Genomic DNA, 8,289 nt, shown 5'->3' with positions numbered 1-8,289 from the left:
CAGGACCCGGGCGTCGTGAGACGCGTGAGCACGTAGTCCAGGTACTCCGCGGTCGGACGCCCCGGCCGGATACCCGGGATGAACCCACCGTACTTCTTCATGTTGTCGGCGACTTCAGTGGGGTTGAAGGTGATCGCCACGTAGAAGAACGCGAAACCCACGATGAGGACGAAGAACGTGGCCATGTAGACCGGGTGGGCACCGGTGACGAAGTAGTCGGAGAGGAACCTCACAACCCGGCTGTCGGAGTCCTGGCCCATCAGGCCGATCGCCAGCTGCGGCAGGTACAGCAGCGAGGAGGCGAAGATGACCGGGATGATGCCCGCCTGGTTGACCTTGAGCGGGATGTAGGTGGAGCTGCCGCCGTACATCCGCCGCCCGACCATCCGCTTGGCGTACTGCACGGGGATGCGGCGCTGCGCCTGCTCGATGAAGACCACACCGGTGATCAGCACCAGGCCCGCGACGCAGATCAGGGCGAAGAGCCACTGCTCCTGCTCCTGGAACATCGTCATGAGCGCCGACGGGAAGGTCGCGATCACCTGGGTGAAGATCAGCAGCGACATGCCGTTGCCGACGCCGCGCTCGGTGATCAGCTCGCCGAACCACATGATGACGCCGGTGCCGGCGGTCATCACGAAGACGATGGTGACCAGGGTCAGCAGGTCCTGGTTGGGCATGTAGGTGTGCACCGGGATCTGCCCCTGGAAGAGCTGCCCGGTCCGTGCCATGGCGATGATGCTGGTGGACTGCAGGACCGCCAGGGCGAGCGTCAGATAGCGCGTGTACTGCGTGATCTTCGTCTGCCCGGACTGGCCCTCCTTCTTCAGCGTCTCCAGCCGCGGGATGACCACCGTGAGCAGGTTGATGATGATGCTCGCGGTGATGTACGGCATGATGCCCAGCGCGAACACGGCCAGCTGCAGCAGCGCGCCACCGCTGAAGAGGTTGATGAGCGCGTAGACGCCGGCGGCGTCCGTCTGCTGGACGGCCTCAAGCTGGTCTCTGATCGCCGCCGAGTTGATGCCCGGTGCGGGCAGCACCGACCCCAGGCGGAAGATGGTCAGGATGAACAGTGTGAACAGCAGCTTGTTACGCAGGTCAGGCGTGCGGAACGCACGGACGAACGCACCTAGCACGTCTCCTCCTGCGAGGCTTCGGCGGCGGAACCGGTTCGAGACATCGCGGCCGATCCTGAATCGTCGTTGAGCGTCAGCCCCGAGCGTCTGCCCGGAACTCTTCAATTCCTCGAATAAAGCGGTTGAGCAGTGCCGATCCACGCCATTTCGATCTTCATCGAAGCCGATCTCCGACGGGATGGACCGCAGGCAATGCAATAGGGAACTGTAACAGTCATCGCACGGTCGAGCGGGATCGGGATGCTAACGATCGGCGGCCGCCCATCGTTCCGCACCCCCCATGTGTCCGCATATGACGTGCGATATCCCCCTGCGAAACGAGCGAGGGCGCCCGCCGCTCCCAACGGAGTGGGATGGCGGACGCCCGATTCGCACGCACGTGGGAGTGATCCCTACACCTCGGTGACGCTGCCACCGGCGGCGGTGATCTTCTCCTTGGCGGACGTGGAGAACGCGTTCGCGCTCACCGTGACGGCCACCGAGATCTCACCGGTCCCCAGCACCTTGACGGGCTGGTTCTTGCGAACCGCACCCTTGGCGACCAGGCCGTCGATGGTGACCTCGCCACCCTCCGGGTACAGCTCGCTCAGCCTGTCCAGGTTCACGACCTGATAGGTCTTCTTGAACCTGGCGTTACTGAAGCCCTTGAGCTTCGGCACCCGGCGGATGAGCGGCATCTGGCCACCCTCGAAGCCGACGGGGACGGTGGAACGGGCCTTCGTGCCCTTGGTACCACGACCGGCCGTCTTGCCCTTGGACGCCTCACCGCGACCCTTGCGGGTCTTGGCCTTGTTGGCGCCCGGAGCCGGACGGAGGTGGTGGAGCTTGAGCAGCTCGCCGGAGTCACTCATTCGCTGACCTCCTCGATACTGACGAGGTGCGCAACGACGTTGATCTGCCCACGAACCTCGGGACGGTCCTCACGGATAACGGACTTGCCGATCCGACCGAGACCCAGCGACTGCAGGCTTTCGTGCTGCTTGCGCTTGCCGCCGATCTTGGAGCGGACCTGCGTGATCTTGATCTTCGCCATCGTCAGGCCCCCGCCTTCGCTTCCGCACGGGCGCGCAGCATGGCGGCCGGAGCGACGTCCTCGATCGGTAGACCGCGGCGGGCCGCGATCTCCTCGGGACGGCTCAGGTCCTTGAGAGCCGCGACCGTGGCGTGGACGATGTTCAGCGGGTTGGACGACCCGAGCGACTTGCTCAGGATGTCGTGGATGCCGGCGCACTCCAGCACCGCGCGGACCGGACCACCGGCGATGACACCGGTACCCGGGGCCGCCGGACGCAGGAGGACGACGCCGGCGGCGTCCTCGCCCTGGACCCGGTGCGTGATCGTGCCGGCGATGCGCGGGACGCGGAAGAAGTTCTTCTTCGCCTCCTCGACACCCTTGGCGATGGCGGCCGGAACTTCCTTCGCCTTGCCGTAACCCACACCGACCATGCCGTTGCCGTCACCGACGACGACCAGGGCGGTGAAGCTGAAGCGCCGACCACCCTTGACCACCTTGGCGACCCGGTTGATGGTCACAACTTTTTCGATGTAGGAGACACCCTTGTCTGCGGCGCCGCCGCGGCGATCGTCACGGCGGTCACGCCGCTCGCCACCGGCGCCGCGCCGCGGAGCTGCAGCCATCAGTGGTTCCTCTTCCCGTCGTTGATTTCGAGCTGCGAGTTCATCACCTTAGAACTCCAGCCCGCCGGAACGCGCGCCCTCGGCAAGCGCCGCGATCCTGCCCGTGTACTGGTTGCCGCCACGGTCGAAGACGACCGTGGAGATGCCGGCCTCCTTGGCGCGCTGCGCCAGGAGCTCGCCGACCTTCTGCGACTTCTCGGTCTTCTTGCCCTCGCCGCCACGGATGGTCGCGTCCATGGTGGAGGCGGACACCAGGGTGTTGCCCACGGTGTCGTCCACGATCTGGGCGACCATGTGCTTGGAGGAGCGGGTGACGACCAGACGCGGACGCTCGGCCGTACCCGTGACCTTCTTGCGGATCCGCAGGTGGCGCCGCGCACGGGAAGCCGCACGCTTGCTCGTGCCCTTGCGGGTCAGCGTGATTGCCTTACCCATGCTTACTTACCAGCCTTTCCGGCCTTGCGGCGGATGTACTCACCCTGGTACCGCACGCCCTTGGCCTTGTACGGGTCAGGCTTGCGCAGGCTGCGGATGTTGGCTGCGACCTGGCCCACCAGCTGCTTGTCGATGCCCTCGACATGCAGGAGGGTCGGCTTCTCGACTCGGAAGGAGATGCCCTCCGGCGGCTCGACCACGACGGGGTGGCTGTAGCCCAGCGAGAACTCCAGGTTGGAGCCCTTGGCCTGGACGCGGTAGCCGACGCCGTGAATCTCCAGCGTCTTTGCGAAGCCCTTGGACACGCCCTCGATGAGGTTCGCGAGCAGCGCACGGGTCAGACCGTGCAGCGAGCGGTTCTCGGGCTTGTCGTCGGGACGCGCCACCGTGATCGTGCCGTCTTCCTGAGAGACGGTGATCGGCTCGGCGACGGTGTGGCTCAGTTCGCCCTTCGGCCCCTTGACTTTGACGTCTTGCCCGTCAATCGTGACTTCGACGCCCTTCGGGACCGAGATCGGCAGTCGACCGATACGCGACATGCTGAAATCTCTCCCTTTACCAGACGTAGGCGAGGACTTCGCCGCCCACGCCACGCTTCTTGGCCTGCTTGTCGGTCATCAGGCCGCCGGACGTCGAAATGATGGCTACACCGAGACCACCCAGGACACGCGGAAGGTTCTCCTTCTTCGCGTAGACCCGAAGGCCCGGCTTGGAAACCCGGCGCACGCCGGCGATGGAACGCTCACGCGTGGGGCCGTACTTCAGCTCCACCACGAGGTTCTGGCCGACGGGGGCTTCCTCGGTACGCCAGCCCTGGACGTAGCCCTCCTGCTGGAGGATCTCGGCGATGTGCGCCTTGATCTTGGAATACGGCATCGACACGCTGTCGTGGTATGCCGAATTCGCGTTACGCAGACGCGTCAGCATGTCTGCGATCGGGTCGGTCATCGTCATGGCCGATAGGCCCTTCCTCACCGCGGTTTCCCCAAGGACAGGACTGTCCCTTGCAGCCTGATGCGCCGCGCCCGTGCAGGACGCGCCGCTTCCTCTAGGACCTACAGCGTGGTCATGGGCACCGCGCCGCCGACATCGTCGGTCGACACCGTGCCCTGTCGGTTCATTTCTTGTCACCCCGGTCGGCCACGACGCCGTCACAACGCATGCGCTCCGACGGCGTCGGCACAGACCCGGTGTTCTTCGCGGCGTCTTCCACCGCGCTCGGACCAGTGCCCGCACGCGGTGTCCTACCGTCCGCTTCGTTTTGAGAGGCCCGGTGTGATCCGGGCGGGTCCCCGGGCCGACCACGGGGGGTCGGCCCGATGGGGACTACCAGCTCGACTTGGTGATGCCCGGGAGCTCGCCCCGGTGCGCCATCTCGCGGAAGCAGATACGGCACAGGCCGAACTTCCGGAAGACCGCGCGCGGACGACCGCACCGCGAGCAACGAGTATACGCGCGAACAGCGAACTTCGGCTTCCGGTTCGCCTTGGCGATCAGCGCCTTCTTAGCCATCCCAGATCCCCCTAGGCTTCCTTGAAGGGGAAGCCGAGCCGCTTGAGCAGGCTGCGTCCCTCTTCGTCGTTGGTCGCCGTGGTCACGACAGTGATGTCCATCCCACGCTGGCGGTCGACCTTGTCCGGGTCGACCTCGTGGAACATGACCTGCTCGGTCAGTCCGAAGGTGTAGTTCCCGCGGCCGTCGAACTGCTTCGGGGAGAGCCCGCGGAAGTCCCGGATCCGGGGCAGAGCCAGCGAGAGCAGCCGGTCGAGGAACTCCCACATCCGGTCGCCGCGCAGCGTGACGCTGGCACCGATCGGCATGCCCTCGCGCAGCTTGAACTGCGCGATCGAGTTCTTCGCACGGTTGATCTTCGGCTTCTGGCCGGTGATCGCCGTGAGGTCGGCGATCGCGCCCTGGATCAGCTTCGCGTCGCGAGCGGCCTCGCCGACACCCATGTTGACCACGATCTTGGTGAGACCGGGGACCTGCATGATGTTGGCGATCTCGAACTCTTCGCGAAGAGCAGGGACGATCTCCGAGCGGTACTTGTCCTTCAGGCGGGGAATCGCCGGAGCGGCGCTCGCCGTCTCATTGGTGACCGTCATCAGATGTCCTTACCGGTACGGCGGGAGATCCGAACCTTCGTGCCGTCGTCCTCGAAGCGGTACCCGACGCGGGTGGCCTTGCCGTCCTCGACGAGCGCGACGTTGCTCACGTGGATCGGCGCCTCCTTGGTCACGACCTCGCCCTGCTGGCCGGCCGCCGGGTTCGCCTTCTTGTGCTTCTTGATGAGGTTGACGCCCTCGACGACGACACGCTGCTCCTTGGGAAGCGCCTTGACGACCTTCCCGGTGGCACCCTTGTCCTTGCCGGCGATGACGATGACCTCGTCGCCTGATTTGATCTTCATCGCCTAGAGCACCTCCGGCGCCAGCGAAATGATGCGCATGTACTTCTTGTCCCGCAGCTCGCGGCCGACCGGGCCGAAGATACGAGTGCCTCGCGGGTCCCCACCGTCCTTGATGAGGACGGCGGCGTTCTCATCGAAGCGGATGTAGGAGCCGTCGGGCCGGCGGCGCTCCTTGGTGGTGCGCACGATAACGGCCTTGACGACATCGCCCTTCTTCACGCCGGCGCCGGGAAGGGCGTCCTTCACCGTCGCGACGATGGTGTCGCCGATGCCCGCGTAGCGCCGACCCGAGCCACCGAGGACACGGATGGTCAAGATCTCCTTGGCCCCCGTGTTGTCGGCGACCTTGAGTCGCGACTCCTGCTGAATCACGTCTGCTCCTGATATTGGCAGGCGGGTTCCGACCCGCGCTGCTAGGTGGTCTCACCCCTTGGGGCGGCCGATCTCCACGAACCGGCCGCCGCAGCAGGGGTTTACTTGGCCTTCTCCAGGATCTCCACGACGCGCCAGCGCTTGGTCGCGGACAGCGGCCGGGTCTCCATCAGGCGGACCCGGTCACCGACACCGCAGGTGTTCGCCTCGTCGTGGGCCTTGTACTTGGTGGTGCGGCGGATGATCTTGCCGTACAGCGCGTGCTTGACGCGGTCCTCGACCTCGACGACCACGGTCTTCTGCATCTTGTCGCTGACGACGTAGCCCTCGCGCACCTTGCGGTAGTTGCGCTCGGAGCCGGTCTGCCCCACCTTCTCGGTGTTCTCGCTCATTCGGCTGCTTCCTTCGTCTTCTCAGCCGACTCGCCGGCCAGAGGCACAATGCCGAGCTCGTGCTCCCGCATGACCGTGTAGATCCGAGCGATCTCACGCTTCACGGTGCGCAGCCGCCCGTGGTTGTCCAGCTGCCCGGTAGCGGCCTGGAAGCGGAGGTTGAACAGCTCTTCCTTCGCCTCCTTGAGCTTCGCGGCCAGGTCATCCTTGGTCTGGCCGCGCAGCTCCTGGGCGGTCAGGGACTTCGCCATCACGCCTCCACTTCGCGCTTCACGAACTTGCACTTCATCGGGAGCTTGTGCATCGCCCGACGCATGGCTTCCTTGGCCACGTCTTCCGGCACACCCGACAGCTCGAACATCACGCGCCCGGGCTTCACCGGGGCCACCCACCACTCGGGGGAGCCCTTACCGGAACCCATGCGGGTCTCGGCCGGCTTCTTCGTGAGCGGACGGTCCGGGAAGATGTTGATCCAGACCTTGCCGCCACGCTTGATGTGGCGCGTCATGGCGATACGAGCGGCCTCGATCTGCCGGTTGGTGACGTAGGCGGACTCCAGAGCCTGGATGCCGTACTCACCGAAGTGAACCTTCGTCCCGCCCTTGGCACGACCCCTGAGGTCCGGGTGGTGCTGCTTGCGGTACTTGACCTTACGGGGAATGAGCACTGGTCAGCTCCCCTCGTTCCCGGACTTCTCGGCCGAACCGGCCGACTCGGCGGACGCGCCGGACTTGGCCTCGGCCTGCTGGCCCTGGCCGCCCTGCTGACCGCCACGACGACGACGCTGCGGACGCTCACGGCGCTGGCCGCCGCCACCACCGCCGCCGCCCGGCGTGCGCTGCGCGGCCTGGGCCGCCTCGCGCTCGGCCCGGGTGGCCGGGGCGTCGCCCTTGTAGATCCACACCTTCACACCGATGCGACCGAACGTCGTACGGGCCTCGAAGAAGCCGTAGTCGATGTCGGCGCGCAGCGTGTGCAGCGGCACGCGGCCCTCGCGGTAGAACTCCGACCGCGACATCTCGGCGCCGCCCAGACGACCACCGCACTGGATGCGGATGCCCTTGGCGCCGCCCTTCATCGCACTCTGGATCGCCTTGCGCATGGCACGGCGGAACGCGACTCGGCTCGACAGCTGCTCCGCGACACCCTGAGCGACGAGCTGAGCGTCGGTCTCGGGGTTCTTGACCTCGAAGACGTTGAGCTGGACCTGCTTCTTGGTCAGCTTCTCCAGGTCGGCGCGGATGCGGTCGGCCTCCGAACCGCGGCGGCCGATGACGATGCCCGGCCGGGCGGTGTAGACGTCGACGCGGACACGGTCACGGGTGCGCTCGATCTCGACCTTGGAGATCCCGGCACGCTCCATGCCGCGGGTCAGCATCCGGCGGATGGCCACGTCTTCCTTGACGTAGTCCTTGTACAGCTTGTCGGCGTACCAGCGGCTCTTGAAGTCGGTGGTGATGCCGAGTCGGAACCCGTGCGGGTTGACCTTCTGCCCCACTATCGGGTCCTTTCCTTCGTCTTGTTCGACGAGGCGCCGGCGCTGTCGCGCGACTCAACGACCACGGTGATGTGGCTCGTCCGCTTGGTGACCCGGAAGGCGCGGCCGAAGCCCCGCGGCCGGATGCGCTTCAGGGTCGGACCTTCGTCCACCCAGGCGCGCCCGACGACCAGCGTCTCGCGGTCCAGCTTGTCGTTGTGCTCGGCGTTGGCGATGGCGCTCGCGAGCACCTTGCCCACAGGTTCGCTTGCCGCCTGGGGCGCGAACTTGAGCACCGCCACTGCCTCGTCAGCGGGCAACCCGCGAATAAGGTCCACCACCCGGCGGGCCTTCCGGGGCGTCACACGGACGAACCGTGCCTGTGCCCTCGTTCCCATCGCTTTTCCCTCGCTCACGGAAATCACC

Annotated in this window: 16 protein-coding genes; all 16 read right to left on the bottom strand. The window is 66.1% G+C overall.

Annotation, left to right across the window (positions count from 1 at the left end; all coding sequences use genetic code 11):
- On the bottom strand, positions 1–1,139 hold a 1,139-nt coding region (secY, locus tag HNR23_RS26055; RefSeq protein ID WP_184079653.1), incomplete at its 3' end, for a preprotein translocase subunit SecY.
- A 392-nt stretch (positions 1,140–1,531) separates the two neighbouring features.
- Positions 1,532–1,990, bottom strand: a complete 459-nt coding sequence (gene rplO / locus HNR23_RS26050; RefSeq protein WP_184079651.1) for a 50S ribosomal protein L15 — start codon at positions 1,988–1,990, stop codon at positions 1,532–1,534.
- Positions 1,987–2,172 (bottom strand): 50S ribosomal protein L30, encoded by a 186-nt coding sequence (rpmD, locus tag HNR23_RS26045; protein ID WP_184079649.1) that lies wholly within the window; start codon positions 2,170–2,172, stop codon positions 1,987–1,989. Before rpmD ends, rplO begins: the two co-directional genes overlap by 4 nt.
- A 2-nt stretch (positions 2,173–2,174) precedes the next feature.
- Positions 2,175–2,777 carry a 30S ribosomal protein S5 gene (gene rpsE, locus HNR23_RS26040; protein WP_184079646.1) on the bottom strand — a complete coding sequence of 201 codons (603 nt, stop codon included), beginning with the start codon at positions 2,775–2,777 and terminating at the stop codon, positions 2,175–2,177.
- A 48-nt stretch (positions 2,778–2,825) separates the two neighbouring features.
- Positions 2,826–3,212 carry a 50S ribosomal protein L18 gene (gene rplR, locus HNR23_RS26035; protein ID WP_184079645.1) on the bottom strand — a complete coding sequence of 129 codons (387 nt, stop codon included), beginning with the start codon at positions 3,210–3,212 and terminating at the stop codon, positions 2,826–2,828.
- A 2-nt stretch (positions 3,213–3,214) separates the two neighbouring features.
- Positions 3,215–3,751 carry a 50S ribosomal protein L6 gene (gene rplF, locus HNR23_RS26030; protein WP_184079643.1) on the bottom strand — a complete coding sequence of 179 codons (537 nt, stop codon included), beginning with the start codon at positions 3,749–3,751 and terminating at the stop codon, positions 3,215–3,217.
- A gap of 16 nt (positions 3,752–3,767) precedes the next feature.
- Positions 3,768–4,166, bottom strand: coding sequence for a 30S ribosomal protein S8 (gene rpsH / locus HNR23_RS26025; RefSeq protein ID WP_184079640.1), 399 nt, complete (start codon positions 4,164–4,166; stop codon positions 3,768–3,770).
- Between the two features lie 372 nt (positions 4,167–4,538).
- Entirely contained in the window at positions 4,539–4,724 is a 186-nt protein-coding gene (locus HNR23_RS26020) for a type Z 30S ribosomal protein S14 (protein ID WP_184079638.1), read from the bottom strand.
- An 11-nt stretch (positions 4,725–4,735) separates the two neighbouring features.
- Positions 4,736–5,317 (bottom strand): 50S ribosomal protein L5, encoded by a 582-nt coding sequence (gene rplE, locus HNR23_RS26015; protein ID WP_184079636.1) that lies wholly within the window; start codon positions 5,315–5,317, stop codon positions 4,736–4,738.
- Positions 5,317–5,622 (bottom strand): 50S ribosomal protein L24, encoded by a 306-nt coding sequence (rplX, locus tag HNR23_RS26010; protein WP_184079634.1) that lies wholly within the window; start codon positions 5,620–5,622, stop codon positions 5,317–5,319. Before rplX ends, rplE begins: the two co-directional genes overlap by 1 nt.
- Positions 5,623–5,625: 3 nt before the next feature.
- A complete protein-coding gene (gene rplN, locus HNR23_RS26005) occupies positions 5,626–5,994 on the bottom strand; it encodes a 50S ribosomal protein L14 (RefSeq protein WP_067964586.1) in 369 nt (122 codons plus the stop codon).
- A 101-nt stretch (positions 5,995–6,095) separates the two neighbouring features.
- Positions 6,096–6,386, bottom strand: coding sequence for a 30S ribosomal protein S17 (gene rpsQ, locus HNR23_RS26000; protein ID WP_184079632.1), 291 nt, complete (start codon positions 6,384–6,386; stop codon positions 6,096–6,098).
- On the bottom strand, positions 6,383–6,637 hold the full coding sequence (gene rpmC, locus HNR23_RS25995) for a 50S ribosomal protein L29 (protein ID WP_184079630.1): 255 nt from the start codon (positions 6,635–6,637) through the stop codon (positions 6,383–6,385). The genes rpsQ and rpmC overlap by 4 nt, the downstream gene beginning before the upstream one ends.
- The gene (rplP, locus tag HNR23_RS25990; protein WP_184079628.1) at positions 6,637–7,053 is read right to left on the bottom strand and encodes a 50S ribosomal protein L16; all 417 of its coding nucleotides are present in this window, start codon (positions 7,051–7,053) and stop codon (positions 6,637–6,639) included. Before rplP ends, rpmC begins: the two co-directional genes overlap by 1 nt.
- Before the next feature lie 3 nt (positions 7,054–7,056).
- Positions 7,057–7,884 (bottom strand): 30S ribosomal protein S3, encoded by an 828-nt coding sequence (gene rpsC, locus HNR23_RS25985; protein ID WP_184079626.1) that lies wholly within the window; start codon positions 7,882–7,884, stop codon positions 7,057–7,059.
- The gene (gene rplV / locus HNR23_RS25980; RefSeq protein WP_184080906.1) at positions 7,884–8,261 is read right to left on the bottom strand and encodes a 50S ribosomal protein L22; all 378 of its coding nucleotides are present in this window, start codon (positions 8,259–8,261) and stop codon (positions 7,884–7,886) included. The genes rpsC and rplV overlap by 1 nt, the downstream gene beginning before the upstream one ends.
- Positions 8,262–8,289 lie beyond the last annotated feature (28 nt).

The organism is Nocardiopsis mwathae (assembly GCF_014201195.1).
In the GTDB taxonomy this organism is placed as follows: Bacteria; Actinomycetota; Actinomycetes; order Streptosporangiales; family Streptosporangiaceae; genus Nocardiopsis_C; species Nocardiopsis_C mwathae.
Note: the sequence above shows the minus strand (reverse complement) of the source record. Positions and strands in the feature narration are given on the sequence as shown.